The organism is Candidatus Binatia bacterium (genome assembly GCA_023150935.1).
Taxonomy (GTDB): domain Bacteria; phylum Desulfobacterota; class Binatia; order HRBIN30; family HRBIN30; genus JAKLJW01.
In genome coordinates this window covers 32,141-55,159 of record JAKLJW010000020.1, presented here as the reverse complement: position 1 = coordinate 55,159, position 23,019 = coordinate 32,141, and the positions used below count along the sequence as shown (strand labels likewise).

The window sequence follows — 23,019 nt, the reverse complement described above, 5'->3', positions numbered from 1 at the left end:
GGCTCAGTCCGAGAACAAATAAGGGTGCATCGACCGCAGCCCGGCAACGCTGTGTATATCCGAAGTGAAGTTCGGAACCTCCGCAACGGCTACACCCCTGGGAAGTTGCGCCCGAAAGGCATCCAGCCGTAAGCCGTCTCCCCGCCCCAACAACTCGTACCGCGCGAAGTTCTCGATCATTGTCTCGGCGGCATTCCCGAGCGCCCGCCGCAACACCGGCGCCACCGCATCCACGGCACGCGCACGACCCGTGCCCCCCGCTTCGCGGTGTACCCGGTTGAAGACCACCGCGCGCAGCCCCATCCCCAACTCGCGCACCTGGCGGCAGAAGTACTCGGCCTCGACCAGCACCTGCTCCTCGGGACTGGCCACCAGCACAAACGCGGTCTCGTCGGAGCGCAGCAGGTCGTACACGCGGCGCACACGCGGCTCGAATCCCTCGAAGAGACCACTCATGGACGTGAAGAACTCCGACACCTCCACCAGAGCCGAAATACCCGTGGCGTCTTCGAGCCGCCGAAAGAGAAACCCGGCGGTCCGGTTCACCAGGCGCATCGTCGACCAGCTCGCCGAGAAGTAGGGTCGGACAAACCACTTGATGATACGCCGGTCGAGGAAGTCGGCGATGCGCTGCGGCGCCTCGAGGAAATCGAGGGCGTGACGGGTCGGCGGTGTATCGACCACGATCAGGTCGTAATCGCCGCCGGTGTGCAGCGTACAGAGCTGTTCGATCGCCATGTAATCCTGGGAGCCGGCAAAGCTCTGTGAGAGGTGCTGGTAGAAACGATTGCCGAGGATCTTCTCCCGGACCTCAGCCGACGGCGCGTGCCGCTCCACCATCTCGTCCCACGCACCCTTCTGATCGAGCATCATCGCCGACAGGCGGCCCCTGGGGAGGCCGTCCACGCTCACCGCCGCATCGATACCCCCCAGAGTTCGCACCCCCAGAGCATTGGCAAGGCGCTTGGCCGGGTCGATGGTCATCACCATCGTCCGGCGGCCGGCAAGAGCCGCGTAGACCGCCAGGGCCGCCGCCGTCGTCGTCTTGCCGACCCCGCCACTGCCGGCACAGACGACAATGCTGTGCTTCTGCAACACGTCGCCCAAGCTGGTGGTGCTCTTGCTCATAACTAGCCGAAAAAACGGAAGCGGTGGCGCCCGGATCGCGCCGCTAGCCGCCCTTCTGCAGCGTGGCCGTGCGTCTACGCGCCGCCGGCACCAGTTGCGCCTCCACCAGGTGGGTGATCTCCTGTACCTGCGCGGCACCGAACTCCTCGGCAAACAAGTACGGGATCTCGACCAGGGGCAGGTCGATCTCCGCCCGCAGCTCGGCGAGATAGCGTCGGTTGATCGCCGCCCAGCCCAGTTCTTCCCGGGCACGCTGCAGCGCCTCCGTGGCCAGAGACTTCTCCTTGCCGTTACCGATCGACGCAATACACCGATCCAGACGCCTGAGGGCCTCGCCAGTTATCTTGGTGCGATGCAGGCGGTTCACGAAGAGGCAACCAAGGGGCATTTCCAGCTCATTGCGAATGCGCCCGTACATCTCGCGGGTCTCGTTCACCGGCATCTCCTCGGCCGTCGACACCAGGTTGATCGCCGTCAGTGCCGGATCGGTCAGCATATCGACGAGCCGCTGACTTTCGCGGCCGACCAGCCCGGCATGGAAGACCTCGTTGGCGGCCCTCGGCATTCCCAGGTACTGCATGCTGTGGCCGGTCGCCGGCGCATCCAGCACGACGATGTCCCACTGCCGTTTTCCGTCCTCGCCCGTGCGCTCCGCCTCGTACCAGATCTTGCCGATCGTCATCAGCTCCTTGAGCCCGGGAGCCGCGGCCACGAAGTACTGGTAGATGCGGCTCGATAACACGGCCTGCAGAAACCGCTTTACGGGGATGATGATTCCCAGATATTCGGCCAGCGCCGCACTTCCTTCGACCGACATGACGGCCAGTCCCGGCCGCCCTGGACAGGCAGTGCCGATCGCCCCCGGCGCTACCCCAAGCAAGGCGGCAGCCCGCCCGACCCCATCCACTTCGGCGAGCAACGTCCGTTTGCCCAGTTGCGCCGCCACCAGACCGAGTGCGCAGGCGACCGTCGTCTTCCCAACGCCGCCCTTGCCGGCAACGATCAACAAACGACGGTCGAAGAGCGAAGTCGGCGCGGAAGGCATCGGGTCGAGTGGTCCTCAGGTAATCCAGTCAGGAACGCGGGCGGGGCGATCGGTCAGTCGTCGTGCACGGCTCGCGGCGCGTCGTTCGTCGCTCGTTGGTCGTGGCCCGCAATCCTGTCTTCGCACCGCCTCATTAACAACCCCTCGCCGCCGGCCATCCCAGCGACACCCGTTCACTCCCACCGCCGGAACGCCAGACAGGCGTTCGCCCCGCCGAAACCGAACGAGTTGGACAGGGCGGCGCGCACCCGGGCCGGGCGGGCGCGATTGGGCACGTAGTCCAGATCGCATTCGGGGTCCGCCTGCTCGTAGTTGATCGTCGGCGGCAGCACCTGATGGTGCAGTGCCAGCACCGTATACGCCGCCTCGATGCCCCCCGCGGCACCCATGGTGTGTCCCGTCATCGACTTCGTAGAACTAACGGCCAGAGAATTCGCGTGCGATCCGAACACGCGCTTGATCGCCTGCGTCTCGTTGAGATCGTTGTAGGGCGTCGAGGTCCCGTGCGCGTTGATGTAATCCACATCGCCGGGTGCCAGCTCGGCATCGGCGAGGGCCAGTCGCATACACCGCGCCGCACCTTCGCCCTCCGGCGCCGGCGCGGTGATGTGGTAAGCATCGCTGTTGGCCCCGTACCCGACCACCTCGGCATAGATGCGGGCCCCTCGTCGTCGCGCGTGTTCCAACTCCTCCAGGACGAGAATGCCGGCACCCTCCGCCAGCACGAAGCCGTCCCGGTCGCGCTCGAAAGGGCGGCTGGCGCGCGCCGGTTCGTCGTTGCGCGTCGACAGCGCCCTCATGACCGCGAAGCCGGCAATTCCCAGCGGTGTCACCACCGCCTCGGCTCCACCGGCCAAGACCACGTCCTGCAAGCCCAGCGTCACGTTGCGGAACGCCTCGCCCACACCGTGGCCACCTGACGCGCAGGCACTCGTCGTAACAAAGTTAACACCCCGGGCGCCGAATCGGATGCCGACCTGACTGGAGGCCATGTTGGCAATCAGGCGGGGAACCAGAAAGGCGGTAACCCGCTTGATACCGGATTCCAAAAAGACCCGAACGCCCTCTTCCATCGTGGCCAGGCCGCCCATTCCCACACCCAGCAGAACTCCAACGCGTTCCGAGACCAGCCCCTCCATACGTAACTGCGCATCGTCAACCGCCTCCTGCGCGGCAGCGATCGCGTAGTACGTGAAGGTGTCCATCTTCTTGATTTCCCTCTTCTCGATGTACCGCGCCGGGTCGAAATCCCGCACCTCCCCGGCGATATGTACCGGCAGTCCAAGCGCCTGAGAATCGAAGTGGGTTATGCGATCGATGCCGGAACGTCCGGCCATCAGAGCGTCCCAGTTACCGGCCACGTCATTTCCGAGCGGGGTCACAAGCCCGAGCCCGGTAACGACCACGCGCTTCAGGGAACGAGGCATCGTGGGCGTCTTACGCGACGCGCAGACGGGGTGCAAGCTGCACCGCCACGGGCGGCCGGACGAGGCGCGCCTCGATCCTTACGGGCGTTTCGTTGGGCATCGTTCGTGTCGCCGGCGCCTCGAACGTGCGCGGCCTTAGCCTGATAACCGCCGCATCGCTCTAGAACCGCCGGCGCTGGTTGCACTCACCAGTAGCTCTCCACCGTCACGTGCCCCGGCTTCCTCTGGCGGTGCCTCCGCAGCCCCCTCTCCGCCAACATGCTACTGGCCTCTTCTATCATCGCCGGGTTCCCGCACAGCATCACGTGCGCGCGCCGCGGATCGATGACAAGTTCGCCCCGCGCGATCAACGCGGTGATCCGGCCGTTGAGCGCGCTCACCGCCGGCACGTACTCGACCCGTCGCGCCCGAATCTCGTCGCGATAGGCAAGCTGGCTATCTTCGCGGACGCCGTGCACCACCACGATGCGCTCGAAACGCGAGAAGACATCGCCCTGGCGCAGCATCGAAACGTAGGGTGCCAGGCCGGTGCCCGTGGCCAGCATCCACAGTTCCCTGGCATCCGGCACCCACTTCAACGTGAAAAATCCCAGGGGGTTGGGGTCCAGCAGCAGCGCATCTCCCGGCGCCAACTCGATCAGCTTCGGGGTTAAGCCGCCGCCGGAAACCCGCGACACGAACAGCTCGGCCGGAGCACCCGGAGCGGAGGCCAGCGAGTAGGCGCGACGCACGCGGTTGCCGTCCAGGTCGAGCGCAACGTTGGTCCACTGCCCGGGTTCGAAGTCGCCAAGCGTGGTGGCGAGCGTCAGCGTCACGAGGCCGGGGGCCCACTCGCGACGGTCGGCAAGGCGCGTTTCGATCATGTTATCCAGCTTACCGGGACGCCACCCCGACTTAAGGGGCGCCGCCCTTCTTACTTAGCCAGCCAGTGACGTCAGAACCAGCCGCGGATCATCGCGTCGAGACTGCCGCGGAAGCAGGCCGGCCGGCCGAGGTGGGGCGGGGCGGAGTTGTGCGGCCTGGAGACCGGCGGCAGGCCCCCCAAAAGCGCAAGGAGGGAGCCCCCGGCCGGGGACTCCCTCCTTGTTGTTGCGCCGCGGAGCCGAAACCCCGCCTGCTTACTTCGAACGGCGACGCAGCACGAGCAGCGCGGCGACCGGGATGAGAACCAGCCACGCTGTACGTGCATTACCACCCGAACTGGCGACGCGGCAGTCGCAGCCGTCGTCGTCGTACGTCGGGGTCGGCGTAAGCAACGTCACCACCGATCCCGCGGAGTGCGACTGCGCCGTCGTGCCGTTGGCCCCGCGCACGGCATTGAGCAGCAGTCCGATTTGCGGATCGCCCGGCGTCGTGCCGATACCGTCGTACTTGATCTGCTCGGTACCGATCTTCACGGTGCCGGTCCGCGGGAAGCCGGCGTAGTTGATGACCGGGATCTGCAGGGTGGCAGCCGTGATGTCGTTCGCCAGGGTGGTAATCCCCGGAACGATGGTCGGCGAGGCCGTCGCCGTGCGGGTCGGGGCGCTAGTCGACGTGACGGTGGGGGGGGCGCTTGTCGCAGTGCTCGTCGGCGTCATGACCGCCGGCTCGGTCGGCGTCGGCGTCGCCGGCTCGCCCTGAGTCGGCGTCGCGGTCGGACCGACCACCCCTACCGTGACAGCGCCGCTCTGATCGCCCGTGCAGGGCGGATTGCCCGCCGCTGGACCGCACACCCGTCCACCCGTCGGGTTACTGAGAATCGTGCCGCTAATGGTCAGCGGATACACACCGTCCGGTGCGCTCTCCGCCACCTGTATCTTGCAGGTGTACAGAACAGCGCCGTCAGCAATCGGTTCGACGTCTTCCGACGAGAAGACGATCGCCCGCACCGCCGTGCAGGTCTCGGCCGTGCAACTCGGCGGCTGGAAGGCAAAAGTCGTGCTGGTCTTGTTGATTTCCGGATTTACCGCGCAGTCCGGACGGCCGTTCGTTTTGCGCACGACGGTAACCTGGCGGTTCCCTTCCGTCGCAAACGTGAAGTCGTTCTGCGTACCGGCCACATCGCCGCCGCCGGTCGCCAGCGTCGCATCGATCGTGACCTGCTGCCCGGCGGTCGTCTGTACCGAACCGATCTTAATACCCGGTCCGGTCGGCGCGGGCTCAGTCGGCGTCGGCGTCGGCGGCTCCTCCGTCGGGGTCGGCGTCGGGCCGCCGCCAGGGATGACCACCGAGCCGCTCTTGTCTTCGCTGCAAGGAGGGTTACCGGCGGCGGGACCACAAACGCGACCGCCGGTGGGGTTGCTCAGAATCGTGCCGCTGATCGTCAGCGGATACGTGCCCCCCTGCGCCTCCGCCGCCACCTGCACCTTGCAGGTGTACAGCACTGAACCGTCGGCGATCGGCTCGACGTCTTCCGAGGAGAAGACGATCGCGCGCACCGCCGTACAGGTCTCGGCCGTGCAGCTCGGGGGCTGGAAGGCAAAGGTCGTGCTGGTCTTGTTGATTTCCGGATTCACGGCACAGTCCGGACGGCCGTTCGTCTTGCGCACGACGGTTATCGTGCGGTTCTCCGTCGTCGCAAACGTGAAGTCGTTCTGCGTACCGGCCACGTCGCCGCCGCCGGTCTTCAGCGTGGCGGTAATCTGAACCTGCTGGCCCGCCGTGGTCTCGACGTCGCTGAGCTGAATTCCCTGACCCCAGGCGGTTGCGCTGCCGAACAGCAACCCCGCCACGGGCAGGACCGCGCCCCAGAGCGCCATGCGTCCCAACCTCTGACCCATACTCGATCCTCCCTCCGAAAGTTTGCGATTTCTTACCGGACTCCCGTTGTCTCTGGCACACCTGGCTCGACGAATTCAACGGGCAGCCCCGCTTACGTGCTCATCACGTGCTCGGCACTCGCCCCCTGAACGATTTTGTCGCTGACATCTGCACCATTCTGGCGCAGAGGTCAACTCTTTTTGGCCTTATGAGCTCGATGTTCACCCGACCGGGCAGCCGTTAAGGGCGTTGTTCACTGCAACGATGATGTCGTCGATGGTGACCTCGCCGTCGCCGTTGCCGTCGCCGGCCGTACACTCGCTCAGCGACGCAGTGCCATTGGCGATGTTGACCATCTTGATGATGTCGTCGACGGTGACCTCGCCGTCGCCAAGGCAGTCGCCGGTACAGCTCACGGCAACCGCGATCTGACCGTTGGCAATCGCCACCTGGCTGGTCGCCCCGGCGCTGCACGGCGGCTGACCCTCGATCGGCGTACACGTTTGATCGACCGCAAGCTTATCGCCCACCGACAGGAACGCCGTGTACTGAGGCTTCGTGCTGTCGGCACTTTCCGTGTAAACCTTCAGCGGGATCGCCCCGGTCGCCCCGGCGTTAATCTTGAGATCAATCGTCACCAGCTTCTGCGGCCCGGCCGGCAGCACCGGAATGTCGATCGGATTGGGACCGGGGGTCGGCAGCGGATTGGGACCGTAAATTACCAGGTTGAGGAAGTTGTCGGGCGACGTGCCACTGCCCGGGTTCGGACAAAGGCAGTGGATCCTGGTCCCGCCGCAGTATGCGTTCTCGACGACCACTTTGAAGTTGGCGATCGACGCATCTGGCTTCACCGACACCGGCAAGCCGTCAGCCCCCTGTGTGCAATCGGCCAGGCCCAGCGGCGTGCCACTTGTGCCGAGCGCGATGGTCATCGCCAGGGCCGCAATTTCGTCCAGCCCACCGGCGGCCCCGTTGTCCGGGCCTTGCTTGAAAGTCACGTCGATGGGGACGACGTCCCCAGTCTTGCCGCTGCCGCCGCCCACCGTCACCTCGGCGCAGTTCGCCGCGTTGGGACAGGGCGTCACGGTCTGCGCCGTGGCAGAACTTCCAATACCCACCGCCGCCACCATAAACGCCGTCAACCATTTGTGGATCGCCATGTGGAAAACCTCTCTTCTCGTCAGACGCTAAGACTGAGTACCGGGGGACGGGGCCGGCCCCTGTGCACGCCAAGGAGCCGCCGGTCTTGTCCCGTCTCTCCGGGCGCCAACGCGCCGCGCCCCGAAGTTACTCTGCGGCCGCTCGTCCTCCCCATCCTCTCGCATCAAGTGTCCGAACTCCGGCACCCTATCCTCACAACTCCGGGCAACCGTTCAACGCGTTATTCACCGCGATAATAATGTCGTCTATCGTGATCGTTCCGTCGTGGTTGGCATCGCCGGCGAGGCAATCGGCCACCGGCGCCGCCCCGTTGGCCACGTTGACCATGATGATCAGGTCGTCCACCGTCACTTCGCCGTCATTCTTGCAATCGCCCACGCAGGGAGAAACGGCTCCGGAGGTATTTAGCAGCACCGTAACGTTGTCGCCCTCTGCGTTGGCCGTGGCCACATCCGGCTTACCGTCGCCGTTGAAGTCCGCCGACACCAGACCCCACGGAGCGCCGTCGGTCGGGAATACCGGGATGGCGGGAGTATCGGCCGGTACGGTCTCGACGAGGGCAGCGCCCAGCGTCAGGACGTTGTCCGCCTTCGACACATACCCGACCCGCGTCGACTCACCAAGCTGCACCCACCCCTCGTCTGGAAACCGGCCCGCGTCTACAAGCGTGATAGTCGCCGACCCCGCAGCCGCTTCGGCCATCACCGTGGTCTGCGGTTCCGGCAGGAACGTACCGTCACCCTTTCCGAGGAGCACAACGATTCTATCGTCCGAATCGCTGCTCGTTGCAATATCGAGCTTCCCGTCCGCATTATAATCGGCAATCGCTATGGCCTCCGGGTTGCCGGAAGCCGGCACAATTGCGCCGGCCGTAAACTCGAAGTTACCGTCCCCGAGTAGTATCGACACGTTGCTACCGCTCTCGTTGGCCACCGCGATGTCGAGCTTGCCGTCGCCGTTCAAGTCGGCGATTCCCAGCGCCACTGGAGTGCAATCGACGTCGTCGCAGTCGACTTCGATTTCGGGCATTGCCTCGAACTTGCCCTCGCCCAGTCCCACCAGGACCGTCACGCTACCCGCCGATTCATCGCCCCCGGTGGAGTTCGCCACCACCAGATCCGCGCGGCCGTCACCGTCGAGATCGTCCGTCGCCAGGCCGACCGGCGAGCTGCCGACGAGGAGCTCGTCGCCGAGCGTGAAGGTGCCATCGCCCTCCCCGAGCAGAACGGTTACCGTCTCGTCATCGTAATTCGCGGTGGCCGCGTCCAAAAACTCGTCGTCATCGAAATGGCCCAGCACCACGGCTTCCGGCCCGTCTCCCGTGTCCGTCTCTACCACCGGAGCGAACGTCGCGTCTCCCTCGTTCAGCAACACACCGATCGTGCTGCCGGACGCATCCGCGACGACGATGTCGACGTCGCCGTCGTCATCGACGTCGCCGGTGGCTATGCTGACGGGAGCGAGCCCCGCCGGCTGGCCCGGCAGGGTAACATCGAAGGTTCCGTCACCCACTCCGAACAGGACGGACACGTCCCCCGAATCTGAGTTGGCGGTGCACAGGTCAACCACCCCGTCGCCATCGAAGTCGCCGGCCGCAATGCCAAGCGGCGTCAAGCCGACATCGAACTCCCCGGCCAGACCAAACCCCACCGGCGGTTGCCCGAGCGCGCCACACCATGCCACGCAAATCCCGCACACACTCAGCATCCCCGATCGAATCACACGGCGCATAGATCCCTCCATTATTGGCGACCAACAGCGAAAATCGGGACGGTTCTTTTCATACGTGGCCTTGCGGACGAGCGATCCGGCCAACCCCGGAAACCGCCGGCCAGCAGTAGAGGCAATTTTCATCCTTTGCAACCGTTCCGCGTTAGTCAAGGAGCTTAACTCCGGGCTGTCGCAAACCGGGCCGACTTGCCCATCCGCCGAAAACTTGGTTATGCACCCCCTCGATGAGCGACGCACCCGCCCGACCAGCCCCGAAGAAATCCCCCGACGTAAGGACACTGCGGTGCCTTGGACCGAACTGCAACGGGCTCCTCGCCTACGAAGTGGACAGCGACAACGTCCTATACACCGATCTGGCCTGGACGGCACGCACCGCCGGCGATCTGCGCTTCTTACCATGCCCGAAGTGCGGTGGCCGGAACGTTCTCGAATCGTTGCCGTCCCAGAGCGGTGCCGTTCGCCACCGCGTCGCCCGCTGGGAGCCCGGCGACACCGCGGCAACGCTCACGCCCCAGGAGTACGCCGACCTCGAACTCATTCCTCGCCCGATCCGCGACAAACTCGACCGCGCCGGCGTAAAGCTCCACCTGCGCGAGTGGCAGGCCCTGGCCATGGCCGACCGCGTACGCTTGCGCGACCTCCCATGCGTCACAGACGCCGACGCCGCGGACTACGCGGCCGCCGTCGACCATCTCGTACGCCGCATCACCGGCGCTCCCGCGGAGCGCCTTGCCAAACCCTGACCGACCAACACACCGAGGACCGAAATGCTCACCAAAGCCGACGACTTCCCCGTTCATCAAACGCCCGACCCGATCGCCTGCGTCGGCACCAGCGACCGCAATTTCTACGACCGCTACTTCTTCAACGGCTTCGCCCGCGACGGGTCGGTCTTTTTTGCGGCTGCCCTCGGCACATATCCGAACCGCGGCATTGTCGACGGCGCCGTCAGCGTCGTACGCAACGGTCGCCAGTACGTCCTCCGCGCTTCCCGGGTCGCCGGGCCCGAACGCATGGACACGCACGTCGGCCCGATCCACGTCGATGTACTCGAACCGCTGACGCGGCTGCGCCTGCGCATCGACCCCAATCCCTGGGGCATCGCCGGCGATCTCGTGTTTACCCGCCGCGCCCCGGCGCTCGAAGAGCCGCGTTTCTTCAAGCGCATCGGCAACCGACTGCTGATGGACCTGACCCGGATGACGCAACACGGCACCTGGAGCGGCAAGCTCGACATCGACGGGACGACGATCGACATCGGCGACGCGGGATTCCTCGGCATGCGCGACCGCTCCTGGGGCATCCGGCCGGTCGGGGAGCGCGAAACCGTGCCGACGCCGGGGCCGATCCAGTTCTTCTGGCTGTGGGCGCCGATGCACTTCGACGACCTGTGTACGCACTTCGACGTCAACGAAGACGCCGACGGAACGCGCTGGCACGCTGCCGGCATGACCGCCTCCGCCGACACGGTCAGCACCATGCGCACGGTCGACTACCGCCTCACCATGAAACCCGGTACGCGTCACGCCGCCCGCGCCGATATCGTGCTGCAACCGCCACGGGGCGAGGCCCTGCAGATCGACCTCACGCCGCTGTACAACTTCTACATGCTCGGCCTGGGTTACGGGCACCCGCAATGGGGCCATGGAATGTACGTGGGCGACAATGCCGTCGACGGCGAAAGCTGGGCACTCGCCGACTGCGATCCGGCAGCACCGTTCTATCTGCACATTCAGGCGGTGTGCGAGGCCCGTCTGGGGTCGCGCCGCGGTATCGGCGTGCTCGAACAACTGATCCTCGGTCCGCACGAGCCCACGGGGTTCCGCGAGCTGTTCGACTTGGCGCCGTAGAAGTGGCTATCACCGCTCGTCTTCGCCCTGCATCGTCTCGGCCAGCTCCCGCACGTCGTCATCGGGGTCTTTCATGGCTTTGACCGCGGCCCGACGCGAGACCTCGCCACCCACTTCCGAGAGGACTTCGAGAGCTTCGTAACGCACGTCCGGAGACGGATCGTTCAGGGCTCCCTCGATCGCCTCGACCGGAAGCTCTTCGGTGAAATCGGCGAGCGCCTGCACGGCCGCCAGCCGCACGTTCTCGTCATCGTCGAGGAGGGCCTGCGACAGGATCGGCACCACGCCCGGATCGTCGAACGCCCCGAGAAGGGTCACGGCCGCAAGCCGGCGCTGCGGGTCCGCGTCGTGCAGCGACATCTCCTTTATGGCCGGCATGTCCTCGGGCAACGGATCGGCAAGCACGTCGCTCTGCTCGGCGGCTTCGCCCGAGGTGCCCACCGCACTCGGCCGCTTCCGCACCGCACCGGGTGCCGACTCGCCGCCGTCGCGGCGCAATCCGGCACCACCCGGCTGGTCCGCACGCCCGCCGATGTCGGCGGGCACGATCCGCGCCGGTACCGCGCCGGGTTCGTCCGCACCACCGCTGCGCTCCACACCGATGTCCTTCAGGCGCTCCCGCACGGCGGCACTGCGCTCCACCGCGGTCGCCGATACCCCCACCGGCACCGACGGATCGTCACGATCGGGCAGCACGATCCAGATGACGACAACGAGCAACACAACCCCGGCGCCCAGGGCAAGCAAGTTCGATGATCTCATGGGTAACCCCCGATCGCAGTCCGCACGCCCAGTGTCTAGCAGAGGCGGCCCAACCCACGAAAGCCGCGATCTCGTCGAAGCCCATCGCCGCCACAACTCGATCGGGAGAACGAGGCTCCCGCCGAGCCGTCATCAGACCGTCGCAGCTCGGCGGGAGCCTCGCCCTCCCCAGCTGATTTCTTCGCGCCATGCCCGCAAACTCGGGAATTGTAAATTAGTCCGCGCATGGCGACCGAGCATTCGAAAGTTCCGGCCGCTCGTGGTAGGCCACGGGGCGTGACGCGAGCCTGGCTCCGACGATTGGGCAAGTTGGTAGCGTACCTCCTGGGCGGGCTGGCGGTTGCCCTGGGAGTATGGTGGTGGGTGCCGGAGGGCACGGCTTCGATCGACGGCGAGCGAGCGATCGCCGAGCTGCGCCGCATTACCCTCGGCGGCTTTCCGCAGACGGTGCTGCTGCGGGGCGCCGATCGCCGCAACCCGGTCCTCCTGTACGTCCACGGCGGTCCCGGCAGTGCGCAGTTGCCGATCGCGCGAACATACTCCGCTGAGCTGGAGAAGCATTTCGTGGTGGCGCACTGGGACCAGCGCGGCGCCGGCGCGTCGTGTGACGGCGTCGACTGGAGCAGTCTGACGCTGGAACGGATCGTCGGCGATACGATCGAGTTGGCGGAAAGACTCGGCAACGGCAACAAGATCTTCCTGCTTGGCCATTCGTGGGGCAGCCTGGTCGGAGCGCTGGCTGCGCAGCGCCGGCCGGATCTGTTCTACGCCTACATCGGAGTCGGCCAGCTCGTGCATCGTGACGCACAAGAGCAGATCTCGTACGACTGGGTGGTGGAGCAAGCCAGACGCGATGGGAACACGGAGGCGTTGAGCGAACTGGCCACGATCCACCCGCCATATAAGACGCAGCGCGAATTCAAGCTCCAGCGCGACTGGCTCAGTCACTACGACGGCGAGATCTATAACACGCGGCGGGCAAAGGAGGTGTTGCCAGCGCTGCTATTCGGACGCGAGTACACGCTGTCGACCCGCCTGTCCTACGCGGGCTGCTTCCGGCAGAGCCTCGAGGTTCTGTTGCCCGATCGGTTGCACGTCGACCTGTTTACGACCGTCCCTCGTCTGGAGGTGCCGGTGTTCCTATTCGCCGGCCGGCACGATTACAACACCCCGTTCGAGCTGGTCGAGCAATGGTCGACACGCTTGCAGGCACCGCACGTGGAAATGGTGTGGTTCGACGATGCCGGTCACTTCGTCCCCATCGAGGCGCCGGAAGAATTTCAGGCGCGCCTGATCGAGAAGCTGCTGCCCCTGGCACAGCCGCACCGCGACCCCCTGCGATAATCCCTGCCCTTCCGCCACTTCCGCCACCGGAGCGATTCCATTTCCCGTCCGCGGCTTCGTCTTCGCCGGCCAAACGGGCGGAATACGCCCCTGCGTGCTCGCACAGCACACGAGGGTCCGCGATCGTCTCGATCTTGCAACCATGGTCCCCGGGGGCCCGGCCCACGTCGCATCCGGCTGGCGAACTCCCGACTTCCCGCCGCTCGCAGCGCCGGCCGGCGACGGACTTCGACCGGTCTGGGTACGAAGCCCGCGCGCCTTGATCCCCGGCCGCCGATATGCGCAGAAGCGACATTGTGACGCCCCTGTTGCTACTTGCCGGCGCCGTGTCGCTTGCCTGGGCGGTGGTCCTTCTGGCCTTCCGCACCGTGTATGTCGGGACCGTGGCGGTGTTGCCGGTAACCGAGAGCCTGGCCCGCAATCTGGCCATCGGCCAGCTCGTGCTCGGCGCCCTCTTTCTCTTCGCCGCCCGCGACCCGGCCCGCAATCGCGGCGCCATCTACGCCGCGATCCTTCTTTCGGCGCTCAAGACGATCAACGACGGCTACGACGTCGTCGTGCTCCTGCCGCCCGATCAAGCCCTGTTCAGCCTCGCCGACCTGGTGCTCAGCGTCGGCCTCGCCGTCGGACTGCTGGAGGCACTGCCGCGCACCATCGGCACCCCGCCCCGAGAGCCCTGATTTGCGATTTCCGAGTGTGCGCGCACGGCGCGAAGAACGGCTCCCCACAACCCCAACATACAAGTAGCGCCTTCTCGATGACCCGATCGCCCTGAGTAGCCGATGTCTTCTCAATCGGCGTATCGAAGGGCTCTGGCGCGTATCGAGGGACAGGCTCGGCAGGGGCGCGCCCCTCGATACGGAGCCCAGGGGAAGGGCTCCTACTCGGGGCGAACGGGCTGGTCAGGTCACGGGAGGGCGAGGTTCCCGCCGAGCCGTCATCAGACCGTCGCGGCTCGGCAGGAAACTCGCATCCCGACTACGAATCGGGATTGCGTTAGCCGCCGGCGACGGTCATGCGGGCAATGCGGATGGTCGGCGCCGACACCGCGTGCCGCATCTCCAGATCGGTACCGACCGCATCGATGTTTGCGAACATGTCGAGCAAGTTGCCGGCTATCGTGATTTCCTCCACCGGATACGCCAGCGCGCCGCCCTCGATCCAGAGCCCGACCGCCCCGCGGGAGTAGTCCCCCGTGACCGGATTGACACCGAAACCGATCAACTCGGTCACGTAAAGGCCGCGCTCGACCGACGCTACGATCGCCTCCGGCGTGTGCGTGCCGGCCACGAGAAAAAGGTTTGTCGGGGCAACCCGGGGCGCCTCGCCGACCGAACGGGCCGCGTTGCCGGTGCTGCGTGCCCCCAACCTGCGCGCCGAGTAAGTATCGAACAGGTAGCTGGCGAGAATGCCGCGGTCGACGACCGTCGTGCGCCGCGTCGGCAGCCCCTCCCCGTCGAATGGCTTCGACCCCAACCCGCCGGCGACGGTTCCGTCGTCCACCACCGTCACGTGCTCGGGGGCGATGCGAGTACCCAGCTTGTCGATCAGGAACGATGTCCCCTTGTACAACGCGTATCCCGAGACGGCCGCCGCAAGCTGCCGCAGGAGTCCGCCCGCCATCTCCGGGTCGAAAACCACGGGCACCTCGCAGGTCTCCACTTTGCGGGCGTTCAGGCGCCGCAGCGCCCGGGCCGCCGCCGTGCGCCCGATATGTTCCGGCGTTTCGAGACGATCCACCCGCCGCTGCGACGAATACCAGTAATCCCTCTGCATGGAGCCGTTCTCGGAAGCCACCGGCACCACGGATAGCGACACGCCCGAGTCGCGGTACTCGCCGCGGAAGCCCGGGCTCGATCCGTACACCACGCGGCTCGTCGACGCTCCGAACTCGGCACCCTCCGAGTTCGCGATCCGCGCATCCGCCGCCATCGCCGCCCGTTCCGCCTCGGTCGCCATCGCCACACCCTGTTCCGGTGTCAGCCGACCGACCGCCGGGTCGTACAGGTCGAGATCGGGGATAGTCGTCGCCAGCTCGGCCGGCGCGGGCAGCCCCGCACAGGGATCGGCGGCAATCACGCGGGCCAGCGCCACGGTATCCGCCGCCAGTCGCAGCAGCGCATCGCGGGAGAAGTCGGCGCTCGAGGTCACGGCACTCCGCTCGCCGACAAAAGCCCGCAACCCGAGATGCTTCTGCCGTGCCTGCTTGAGCTTCTCGATGCTGCCGAGCCGTACCCCGACCGACAGCGACTCGGCCTCGGCAACCACGACGTCGGCCGCGGTCGCCCCGGCACGTTCCGCCTCGGCCAGCAACAACTCCGCGATGTCGCTCAACGGTTGTTCCGCCATCGCACTCTCCCGTTACCCGGCCTGCGTGCCGCCGACGGTCAACCCGTCGATGCGCACCGTCGGCAGACCTACACCGACCGGCACCGACTGGCCGTCTTTGCCGCAGGTGCCGACGCCCTCGTCGAGCCGGAGATCGGTGCCCACCAGACTGATGCGGGTGAGCACGTCGGGTCCGTTGCCGATCAGCGTCGCTCCCTTCACCGGTTGCGTCAGCTTGCCCCCTTCGATGAGGTACGCCTCGCTCGCCGAGAACACGAACTTCCCGCTGGTGATGTCGACCTGGCCACCGCCGAAGTACGCGGCGTAGAGGCCGCGATCGACGGAGCGGACGATATCCTCGGGTGGCGTCTCGCCGGCCAGCATGAACGTGTTGGTCATGCGCGGCAACGGAATGTGCGCGAAGCTCTCGCGGCGTCCATTGCCGGTCAGGGGCATGCCCATCAGGCGGGCGTTCAGGCGGTCCTGCAGGTACCCACGCAAGATGCCCTTCTCGATCAGAACCGTACGGCCGGTGGGCGTGCCTTCGTCGTCGACGTTGAGCGAGCCGCGCCGGTGGGCGATCGTGCCGTCGTCGACGACCGTGCACAGCGGCGACGCCACCGGCCGCCCGAGCAGACTGCTGAAGGCCGACACCTGCTTGCGATTGAAGTCACCTTCGAGGCCGTGGCCGATCGCTTCGTGCAGCAGAACCCCGGGCCAGCCGGGGCCGAGCACCACGGTCATCGTCCCGGCCGGGGCATCGACGGCGTGTAGGTTGCGCAGCGCCTGCTCGACGGCGGTGCGCGTGTAGCGCAGGTATCGCTCTTCGGCGAGCAGGAACTCGTAGGCGACCCGACCGCCGCCGCCAAACGTCCCTTGCTGTCGCTTGCCCCCGTCCTCCGCGATGCACGTCACGTTGAGCCGGACCAGGGGCTGGACGTCGCCGACCAGAACACCGGCGGAGTTCACGATCAACACGATCTTTTGCTCTATGCCGAGCCCGGCGATGACGTTCTTGATACGCGAATCCTGGCGGCGCGCTGCAACGTCGATCCGGCTCAGCAGATCGATTCCGTCGGTCAGCGGGGTCTCGACCGGCGGGTGCGCCAGCGCGTACAGGTCGTGAGCCGGCCGCGCTGCGCTCACCGCCGCGACGCCGGTCTCGCCGCTTTCGTCCGCAATCGCCCCGGCAGTGCGCGTAGCGAGTCGCAAGCTCTCGACCGTTACCTCGTCGGAGTACGCGTAGCCGGTCTTGTCGCCCGCGACGACACGCACCCCCACCCCCTGCGCGATATGCGCGCCGGCGGTTTTCACCAGACCGTCCTCGAGGCCCAGCGTGCGCACCGTCCGGAACTCGAAGTACAGATCCGCGTAATCGGCGCGCCGGGCGATCGCCGCCCCGACCGTATCGGCGAGCAAATTCTCGCTCAGCCCGAATCGTTCGAGAAAGAAACGCGCCGGTTCGCGCGGCGCGAAATCAAAATCGCTCATACCTGTCGTCCTTGTATCTTGCCTTCGCGAATGGATTCCGGGTAGCATACGGATCTGGGTGGAGCTAGCTGCGTGACAGTCCCACGCAAGAGTCGTACGCAATGAGTCGCCCCTCGGTCGAGCCCCGGTGGTCGTGTCTGCGCCGGTACGCCGGGCTGCGAGTCAACGTTTTCCGTGCCATGCACGACCGTCGCTTCTTCCTCGCCGACGACAACAGCGTCGTCGCCACCCGCATCGGCGACTATGCCCTGAGCGCAACGATCTCCTTCGACCGGGGTTTCAGCCACTACTACGTGCGCGATTGCAACTGGTACCGCAGCGACCTGACCCGGCTATCCGACGAGGACGTGCCCGAACACGCCCGCCACGAACTGCTGCGCGTCTTCCTCACCGTGCTTAACTGATCGCCGGCGCAACCGACCGCCGAGAGGCCACGGGTGCCAACCGCTACGCCAGCGCCTGCGCGAGCGACGTCCGTGGTCACCGGAGCGGCCGGGTTCCTTGGCTTCGCCCTGGTGCGGCGCCTGCTCGCCGACGGGGACGCCGTGCGCGCCATCGTACTGCCCGACGACCCGCAGCGCCGCACCCTCGAGGCGCTCGGCACCACGCATTCGCAACTCGCAGTCTTCCCCGGCAGCGTTACCGACCCGACATCGATTGCGGCGGCGTTCCCCGGAGCGACGCGCGTGTTTCACGCCGCCGCTCTGGTGCATGCGTGGGCACCCTGGGAGCGCTTCTACACCGTCAACGTCGGCGGCACTCAGGTGGTGGCCAGGCTGGCCCGCGAAGCCGCCGTCGCCCGTTTCGTGCTCGTCAGCACCAGCGACGTCTTCGGACTTCCGGACGGTCAGCGCCCGCTTGACGAGTCGAGCCCTTTGCGCGAGTGGGGCGAACCGTACGCGGACACCAAGATCGCCGCCGAACGATGGTTGCGATCGTTTGCGAGCGAAAGCGGCCTCCCGCTCACGATCGTCTACCCGGGCTGGATCTACGGACCGGGCGACCGCGCGTTCTTTCCGTCGCTGGCCGATGCCATTCGCCGGGGCGCGATGTTCTTCTGGTTTCGCGGCGCGAAGTTACCTTGGGTCTACATCGACAACATGGTCGACGCCTGCGTGCTCGCCGGTACGCACCCCGCGGCGCGAGATCGGGCATACATCGTGCACGACGACAGCGACGGGCCGACGCTGGAGGAGGTGTGCGCAAAGATCGCCGCCGCGATCGGCGTCCGGCCACCCCGGCGGCACGTCCCCTACGCCGCGGCGTACGCCGTCGCCGTGGCGGGCGAGCTGGTGTGGCGGCTCGCTCACCTGCGCGGGGCGCCGCCGTTGACCACCGCCGACGTCAAGGCCTTCGGGCAGCAGTTTCACCTGTCGACGGCGAAGATTCGTCGTGAACTCGGCTGGACACCGCGCCTTGGGGTCGAGGACGGCATGCGTCGTGCCATCGCTTTCCTGCGCAACGCGGCGTAGTCCCCCAACAGCACCGAGAAGCGGAAAGGTTGCGGGGAAATCGCCGGTCCGGTCACGGTTCGGACAATAGCCACTCATACCCCTGTCGCAGGGTTGCGTGGCCGCCGCCTTCCAGAACCTCGCCGTGCGCGACAACGATGCGATCGAAGTCCCAGGCGAGAATGCGTTGCAGGCTTGCGCGCGCGGCGGCGCGATCCCGTATCAGCAACGGGTCGAGCTTCGACGGACCGAGGTGCCCGTAGCTGCGCAGGAGCTTCATCAGCAGGCGTGTGGTGAAAGCGGCACGGGGGCCGAAGTTGAAAGCCAGGTCACACAGGATGAGCGTGCGGCTGGCGCGGTGGAAGAACGTCACCTCGTTTTCGTACGGTCGGCCTCGGAAGAACACCTGCTCGATCTCGTCATGCCACTCCTCGGGCGCGACGTCGCCGAGCACCCCCTCGAAGACGAGGTCGGGACGCTTGCGGTCGAGCCCGGGCGCCACCCACAGACGCGCACCGGGATAGTGCTCGGCGACCCTGCCGGCGTACAGGTGATGGACGCGGTTGGGCGCCACCGCGTAGGAGACCCGGCCCAGCGCATCGAGCTGACGGCGCAGCTCGGCGTCGAGCGCCACCGGCGAGTGCAGCAGCAAGCGCTCGCCGTGCAGCCGCATCACGGTCATACGCGTACCCACAGGCAGTCCGTAGAACGTCTGTGGCCGTTCGGCGACCCACAGGTTCTCTGCCAACTGTCGCAGCGCGCGCGGCATGGCCAGTTCTCCATTCGCCGATTCGAGCGCGTATAGCAACGAAAAGGACTGATCGGAATCACGGAAACAACCGTGAGTTGCGTCGCGACGTTGACAAGGATGTCGTCCTTGCCGTATCAAGGACGGGTGGCAAAGGTAACCAGCAAGTTGCAGGTCACCGTCCCGAAAGCCATCGCGGCGGAATACGGTATTCGGCCCGGAGACGACATCGAATGGATTCCCGCCGGCAGCGCGGTGCGCGTCTGCAAGGCAACGCCGCACCCCCGGAGCCCGCTTGCCAGGGACATCATCGCCGCGCGGCTGGAGCTCTTCGATCTGGCCAGCAAGCGGCAGAAGGCTCGCCAGCAGAAAGCCAGGGGCAAGACGGCGCGGACACGGGACCGAGGCTGGCGGCGGGACGATTTGTACGACCGTGGCAGCGCTGGTTGATACCAACGTCCTGGTCTATCGGTTCGACCCGCGGTTCCCGGACAAGCAGCGAATCGCAACCGAGTTGCTGCGGCGCGGGATCGCCGACGACTCGCTCCGTCTTCCCCATCAAGCCATCGTCGAGTTCGTTGCCGTCGTGACTCGTCCGTTGCTCGACGGCAATCCGCTGCTCACGCCTGACGAGGCCCGGCACGAGGCAGAAGATCTCCTGAGCCAGTTCGAGGTCCTCTACCCGAACGAATCCATGTTGCGAACCGCGCTCCGCGGCGCGGCGGCCTACCAGCTCTCCTGGTTCGATGCGCATCTGTGGGCCTACGCGGAGCACCACGGTCTGCGCGAGATCCTGAGCGAGGACTTCGCCCAGGGGCGGCTTTACGGTACCGTCCGGGTCGTCGACCCCTTTCGTACCCGCTGACCGTCGGCGCGGCACCGAACCGCCCACTGGCCGCAGACTTGCCGCAACGCTCTGCCGGTGCGCGCCCCCCCACGTGCGGCTCACGTCAGCGGCGGGTTGACGTCCGGTTCCGGTGTCGGCTACGAGCGGCACACCCGTGATGTCACCGCTGCTTATCCCCGTCGCGGCGTACCTGCTCCTGTATGCACCAGGCCACTTCCTCCTGCGCGGGGCTGGCGACGGCCAAGAAAGAGGCTCGCGCCTGTTTCGCGAGGTGCTGCTCAGCGCGTGCTGCACCTCGTATCTCGGCTTCGTGCTGGCGGAGATCGGCCTGTACTCACTGCCGGCGCTACTGATCTCCCAGGCAGTCATATCTGCCGTGGCGGCCCTGTGGCGCCGCCGTCGGCCGCCGTGGGCGTACAACCGAACCGATCTCGCCGGACTCGGCGTAGCGGCGATTTCGTGGCTCTGGTTGTCGCCGCCGCTCGACACCCATCTCCTCGGCTCCGACTCCGCGGGTTATCTTGCGGCCGGCGTACACCTCTCGCGACACGGCAGCCTCGTCATGCGCGATCCGACGCTGCAGTTGCTGTCCCCGGACCTGAAGCGTGGGCTCTTTCCGACCGTGACGACGACTCCCGGGGCACCGCCCTATTTACGGTTGCCAGGTAGCCTCATCCTCCGGGGCATGGACACCGACGAAGTGCTCCCGGCCTTTCACCACCTCATCACCGTCTGGATCGCTGCGTTTCACGGCCTGGCCGGCTCCGCGGCGACACCATGGGCGATCACGCTGTTCGGTGGACTGAGCGTGTGGGCGATGGTGCAATTCGCAGCCGCCGTGAGCGGGGGCTGGGCTGCTGCCGCTTTTCTCGTTCTGCTGTCCCTGTCCGCAATACAGAGTTGGTACTCCCGTTTCCTCATGCCAGAGATTCCCGCGCAGTTCTTTGTCTGGGGTGGACTGGCTTGCCTGTCGTTCTGGTCCACCGCGCACCGACGCTCGGATGCCGCGCTGGCGGGCCTGGCGTTCGGAATCGCCGGCCTCGTGCGGACCGAAAACGCGGCTTTCCTGTTTGTCGCCCTGGCGCTCGGGCTCGTCCAGGGAGAAGGATTTCGCACCCAACGATTGTTGCTCTTCGCGTGCGCGGCGTTGGTCTGGACGCATGCGGCTGCCCACCTGATCCATTTTCGCACCCACTACGAGGGGATTCTGCGGTCGCTGTTGCCGGAAACCGTCGCCATTTTCTCCGGGGCGCCGTGGCCTCGCATCGCCGTACTCGCCGCGCTTGTCGCGGTCATTGGTACCCTGTTGTTGTGGCGTATTCGCCGTGGCTCCTCGGCCCTCCAGAGCATGCTCCCGGTGACCCTGCTCGCAACGGCTGTGTCCCTGTGGGGCGAGTGGCAGCACGGATGGACTGGCACCTCGCTGCTCGCCGCATATATCGGCGTCCCGACCCTGATCGCGGGAGGCGCCGGGCTGCTCGTCTGGGCCAAGCAAGTCCGCCGCTCCAACCTTGCCGGCTGCGTCTTCTGCACACTGGCGGCGCTGGCATTCGTCCAGTTCATGCTGGCCCCCAACGCCACACCGGTGCCGATCTGGGTGGCGCGGCGTGCGGCTACAATCGTGGTGCCCGCATTGTGTCTCGGGGTCGTGTTCCTGTGTCAAACCGCCGCGCAACGCCTCCACTGGTCGATCGCCGCGGCGGTCTTCTGTTTCGCAGTCGCCGCCCAGGCGGGCCCGTTCGCGCAGCTCCGGTGGACACCCTACTATCGAGGCAGCCTGCATCACATCGAAGCTGTGGGGGCGATGTTACCCCCGGGGGCGTGCGTGTTTTTCGACGCTCCGCTCACGGCGTGGGGATTCGCCCCGGCACTCTGGGCCGACCGCGATCTGCCGGGGTACCTGCTCTCGCGCTACGACGGCAAACGCATCGCGCAGATGTTGCGAGCGTTGAACGGTATGCCCGTGTACTGGATCGGAGAAAGCCGCGCGCCCCCGCCCCGGGTCCCCGGCTTCACGGCCATCCGCATCGGCAGCCACGCCGTGACCGTGCTAACCCCGACGCTCGATACGCGCACGGAGCCCGGCAGCAGCAGCCTCTGGAACAGGACGGTGGTCGTGTACTCGTTTAAGCCAGAGGGGCGCAGAGAGGACGCCAGGTGAATCCCGGCGCGTCACTCAGCCCGCGATCCCGGGTTTGCAGGCGACCAAAGGACACAGTCTGCCGGCGCGCCACACCGGCAGACTGCGTTCAGGTTCCACCCACGAGACCGGCGGGGGGCAGGTCCCGTACGGATCACTTGACGATCCCGGGCACTCCCAGGACCGCACCGGTGTCGCAGTTAATCAACACCGTCTCCAAGAACTGCACGTTACCGGTGGCCAGGCTTGCCGGGAGGCTATTCGAAATCAAGCACTGGTCTAAGTTCTGCTTCACTCTGATGTCACCGGTCGAGGAGGCCGGAAAGTACCGGCCACATGCACCGGGTGTCGTACCGCAAACGATGGTCGTATCTTCGTACGTCTTGCTGCCCGGCGGCGTACCCAGGGTATTGCTGGTCCGCAACGTGATCTGTAATGCAACCTTCGAACTGACAGGTGTAATTCCCTTCGCCGTGAAGAGCATCTTCACGCCCTTCTTACTCGAATAGGCTTTCAGCCGGGCCTTCGACATCCCGATTGCCGAATCCGTAACCGAGTTGGCCTGGATGCAGCCGCCGATACTGCCCGGGTTCAGGACGGTGACGATCGGCCCAACGCACTCGTCCATAGCGCGTGCAAACTCGAGGTTGTACGCCCGCGCTTTGCTCGGGTACGCCGCCTGCGCCAGAGCCGCCTGCGGCGTGGCCAGCCCGATCATGCCCACAAGCGCCAGGCCGACCGTTACAAGGATCTGTCTGTGTGCCATTTCCTCTACCCCTCTCTTTGTTGCGGAGTTTGCGGAAAGCCGACACCCGACTGCACCT

At 66.3% G+C, this 23,019-nt stretch carries 21 protein-coding genes; 9 read left to right on the top strand and 12 right to left on the bottom strand.

What is annotated here, in order from left to right:
- Positions 1-3: 3 nt before the first annotated feature.
- The 7 genes from L6Q96_13160 to L6Q96_13130 all read right to left on the bottom strand — a co-directional run bounded on the left by L6Q96_13160 (position 4) and on the right by L6Q96_13130 (position 9,234).
- Positions 4-1,128 (bottom strand): AAA family ATPase, encoded by a 1,125-nt coding sequence (locus tag L6Q96_13160; GenBank protein ID MCK6555508.1) that lies wholly within the window; start codon positions 1,126-1,128, stop codon positions 4-6.
- Positions 1,129-1,171: 43 nt separating this feature from the next.
- A complete protein-coding gene (locus tag L6Q96_13155) occupies positions 1,172-2,173 on the bottom strand; it encodes an ArsA family ATPase (GenBank protein MCK6555507.1) in 1,002 nt (333 codons plus the stop codon).
- Positions 2,174-2,346: 173 nt separating this feature from the next.
- Positions 2,347-3,600, bottom strand: a complete 1,254-nt coding sequence (fabF, locus tag L6Q96_13150; GenBank protein MCK6555506.1) for a beta-ketoacyl-ACP synthase II — start codon at positions 3,598-3,600, stop codon at positions 2,347-2,349.
- A gap of 185 nt (positions 3,601-3,785) precedes the next feature.
- Positions 3,786-4,463 (bottom strand): ferredoxin--NADP reductase, encoded by a 678-nt coding sequence (locus L6Q96_13145; GenBank protein ID MCK6555505.1) that lies wholly within the window; start codon positions 4,461-4,463, stop codon positions 3,786-3,788.
- Between the two features lie 255 nt (positions 4,464-4,718).
- Positions 4,719-6,362: an MYXO-CTERM sorting domain-containing protein gene (locus tag L6Q96_13140; GenBank protein ID MCK6555504.1), complete on the bottom strand. Its 1,644-nt coding sequence runs from the start codon at positions 6,360-6,362 to the stop codon at positions 4,719-4,721.
- A 201-nt stretch (positions 6,363-6,563) separates the two neighbouring features.
- Positions 6,564-7,502 carry a dockerin type I repeat-containing protein gene (locus L6Q96_13135; protein ID MCK6555503.1) on the bottom strand — a complete coding sequence of 313 codons (939 nt, stop codon included), beginning with the start codon at positions 7,500-7,502 and terminating at the stop codon, positions 6,564-6,566.
- 193 nt (positions 7,503-7,695) lie between these two features.
- Complete coding sequence (locus tag L6Q96_13130) at positions 7,696-9,234, bottom strand: VCBS repeat-containing protein (protein MCK6555502.1); 1,539 nt, start codon at positions 9,232-9,234, stop codon at positions 7,696-7,698.
- Between the two features lie 224 nt (positions 9,235-9,458).
- Between L6Q96_13130 and L6Q96_13125 the strand changes: the two genes are divergently transcribed.
- A complete protein-coding gene (locus tag L6Q96_13125; GenBank protein MCK6555501.1) occupies positions 9,459-9,977 on the top strand; it encodes a nitrate reductase associated protein in 519 nt (172 codons plus the stop codon).
- Between the two features lie 24 nt (positions 9,978-10,001).
- The gene (locus L6Q96_13120; protein ID MCK6555500.1) at positions 10,002-11,084 is read left to right on the top strand and encodes a hypothetical protein; all 1,083 of its coding nucleotides are present in this window, start codon (positions 10,002-10,004) and stop codon (positions 11,082-11,084) included.
- Positions 11,085-11,093: 9 nt separating this feature from the next.
- Here the strand turns inward: L6Q96_13120 and L6Q96_13115 are convergent, their stop codons facing one another.
- Positions 11,094-11,846: a HEAT repeat domain-containing protein gene (locus L6Q96_13115; protein ID MCK6555499.1), complete on the bottom strand. Its 753-nt coding sequence runs from the start codon at positions 11,844-11,846 to the stop codon at positions 11,094-11,096.
- A 309-nt stretch (positions 11,847-12,155) separates the two neighbouring features.
- On the opposite strand from L6Q96_13115, the gene L6Q96_13110 reads away from it, so the two are divergent.
- Positions 12,156-13,190: an alpha/beta hydrolase gene (locus L6Q96_13110; GenBank protein MCK6555498.1), complete on the top strand. Its 1,035-nt coding sequence runs from the start codon at positions 12,156-12,158 to the stop codon at positions 13,188-13,190.
- Between the two features lie 296 nt (positions 13,191-13,486).
- Positions 13,487-13,870, top strand: a complete 384-nt coding sequence (locus L6Q96_13105) for a hypothetical protein (protein MCK6555497.1) — start codon at positions 13,487-13,489, stop codon at positions 13,868-13,870.
- Between the two features lie 316 nt (positions 13,871-14,186).
- On the opposite strand, the gene L6Q96_13100 is transcribed toward L6Q96_13105, so the two are convergent.
- The gene (locus L6Q96_13100) at positions 14,187-15,539 is read right to left on the bottom strand and encodes a TldD/PmbA family protein (GenBank protein MCK6555496.1); all 1,353 of its coding nucleotides are present in this window, start codon (positions 15,537-15,539) and stop codon (positions 14,187-14,189) included.
- A 12-nt stretch (positions 15,540-15,551) separates the two neighbouring features.
- Positions 15,552-17,009: a metalloprotease TldD gene (tldD, locus tag L6Q96_13095; GenBank protein ID MCK6555495.1), complete on the bottom strand. Its 1,458-nt coding sequence runs from the start codon at positions 17,007-17,009 to the stop codon at positions 15,552-15,554.
- A gap of 101 nt (positions 17,010-17,110) precedes the next feature.
- Between tldD and L6Q96_13090 the strand changes: the two genes are divergently transcribed.
- Together L6Q96_13090 and L6Q96_13085 are read left to right on the top strand one after the other, a co-directional pair.
- Positions 17,111-17,413 carry a hypothetical protein gene (locus tag L6Q96_13090; protein ID MCK6555494.1) on the top strand — a complete coding sequence of 101 codons (303 nt, stop codon included), beginning with the start codon at positions 17,111-17,113 and terminating at the stop codon, positions 17,411-17,413.
- A 72-nt stretch (positions 17,414-17,485) separates the two neighbouring features.
- On the top strand, positions 17,486-18,481 hold the full coding sequence (locus L6Q96_13085) for an NAD-dependent epimerase/dehydratase family protein (GenBank protein MCK6555493.1): 996 nt from the start codon (positions 17,486-17,488) through the stop codon (positions 18,479-18,481).
- Between the two features lie 52 nt (positions 18,482-18,533).
- Here L6Q96_13085 and L6Q96_13080 read toward each other — a convergent pair whose 3' ends face one another.
- Entirely contained in the window at positions 18,534-19,229 is a 696-nt protein-coding gene (locus L6Q96_13080; GenBank protein ID MCK6555492.1) for a DUF4336 domain-containing protein, read from the bottom strand.
- A gap of 108 nt (positions 19,230-19,337) precedes the next feature.
- Between L6Q96_13080 and L6Q96_13075 the strand changes: the two genes are divergently transcribed.
- From L6Q96_13075 to L6Q96_13065, 3 genes are all read left to right on the top strand, one after another.
- Positions 19,338-19,658: an AbrB/MazE/SpoVT family DNA-binding domain-containing protein gene (locus L6Q96_13075; GenBank protein MCK6555491.1), complete on the top strand. Its 321-nt coding sequence runs from the start codon at positions 19,338-19,340 to the stop codon at positions 19,656-19,658.
- Positions 19,642-20,073, top strand: a complete 432-nt coding sequence (locus tag L6Q96_13070; protein MCK6555490.1) for a PIN domain-containing protein — start codon at positions 19,642-19,644, stop codon at positions 20,071-20,073. Before L6Q96_13075 ends, L6Q96_13070 begins: the two co-directional genes overlap by 17 nt.
- Positions 20,074-20,212: 139 nt before the next feature.
- Positions 20,213-22,216 (top strand): hypothetical protein, encoded by a 2,004-nt coding sequence (locus L6Q96_13065; protein MCK6555489.1) that lies wholly within the window; start codon positions 20,213-20,215, stop codon positions 22,214-22,216.
- A 133-nt stretch (positions 22,217-22,349) separates the two neighbouring features.
- On the opposite strand, the gene L6Q96_13060 is transcribed toward L6Q96_13065, so the two are convergent.
- Positions 22,350-22,961: a hypothetical protein gene (locus L6Q96_13060; protein MCK6555488.1), complete on the bottom strand. Its 612-nt coding sequence runs from the start codon at positions 22,959-22,961 to the stop codon at positions 22,350-22,352.
- Positions 22,962-23,019 lie beyond the last annotated feature (58 nt).

Excerpts from the sequence above, each read along its gene's own strand:
- L6Q96_13160 (MCK6555508.1), bottom strand. The coding sequence starts at position 1,128 with ATGAGCAAGAGCACCACCAGCTTGGGCGACGTGTTGCAGAAGCACAGC.
- L6Q96_13155 (MCK6555507.1), bottom strand. The coding sequence starts at position 2,173 with ATGCCTTCCGCGCCGACTTCGCTCTTCGACCGTCGTTTGTTGATCGTT.
- fabF (MCK6555506.1), bottom strand. The coding sequence starts at position 3,600 with ATGCCTCGTTCCCTGAAGCGCGTGGTCGTTACCGGGCTCGGGCTTGTG.
- L6Q96_13145 (MCK6555505.1), bottom strand. The coding sequence starts at position 4,463 with ATGATCGAAACGCGCCTTGCCGACCGTCGCGAGTGGGCCCCCGGCCTC.
- L6Q96_13140 (MCK6555504.1), bottom strand. The coding sequence starts at position 6,362 with ATGGGTCAGAGGTTGGGACGCATGGCGCTCTGGGGCGCGGTCCTGCCC.
- L6Q96_13135 (MCK6555503.1), bottom strand. The coding sequence starts at position 7,502 with ATGGCGATCCACAAATGGTTGACGGCGTTTATGGTGGCGGCGGTGGGT.
- L6Q96_13130 (MCK6555502.1), bottom strand. The coding sequence starts at position 9,234 with ATGCGCCGTGTGATTCGATCGGGGATGCTGAGTGTGTGCGGGATTTGC.
- L6Q96_13125 (MCK6555501.1), top strand. The coding sequence starts at position 9,459 with ATGAGCGACGCACCCGCCCGACCAGCCCCGAAGAAATCCCCCGACGTA.
- L6Q96_13120 (MCK6555500.1), top strand. The coding sequence starts at position 10,002 with ATGCTCACCAAAGCCGACGACTTCCCCGTTCATCAAACGCCCGACCCG.
- L6Q96_13115 (MCK6555499.1), bottom strand. The coding sequence starts at position 11,846 with ATGAGATCATCGAACTTGCTTGCCCTGGGCGCCGGGGTTGTGTTGCTC.
- L6Q96_13100 (MCK6555496.1), bottom strand. The coding sequence starts at position 15,539 with ATGGCGGAACAACCGTTGAGCGACATCGCGGAGTTGTTGCTGGCCGAG.
- tldD (MCK6555495.1), bottom strand. The coding sequence starts at position 17,009 with ATGAGCGATTTTGATTTCGCGCCGCGCGAACCGGCGCGTTTCTTTCTC.
- L6Q96_13090 (MCK6555494.1), top strand. The coding sequence starts at position 17,111 with ATGAGTCGCCCCTCGGTCGAGCCCCGGTGGTCGTGTCTGCGCCGGTAC.
- L6Q96_13080 (MCK6555492.1), bottom strand. The coding sequence starts at position 19,229 with ATGCCGCGCGCGCTGCGACAGTTGGCAGAGAACCTGTGGGTCGCCGAA.
- L6Q96_13065 (MCK6555489.1), top strand. The coding sequence starts at position 20,213 with ATGTCACCGCTGCTTATCCCCGTCGCGGCGTACCTGCTCCTGTATGCA.
- L6Q96_13060 (MCK6555488.1), bottom strand. The coding sequence starts at position 22,961 with ATGGCACACAGACAGATCCTTGTAACGGTCGGCCTGGCGCTTGTGGGC.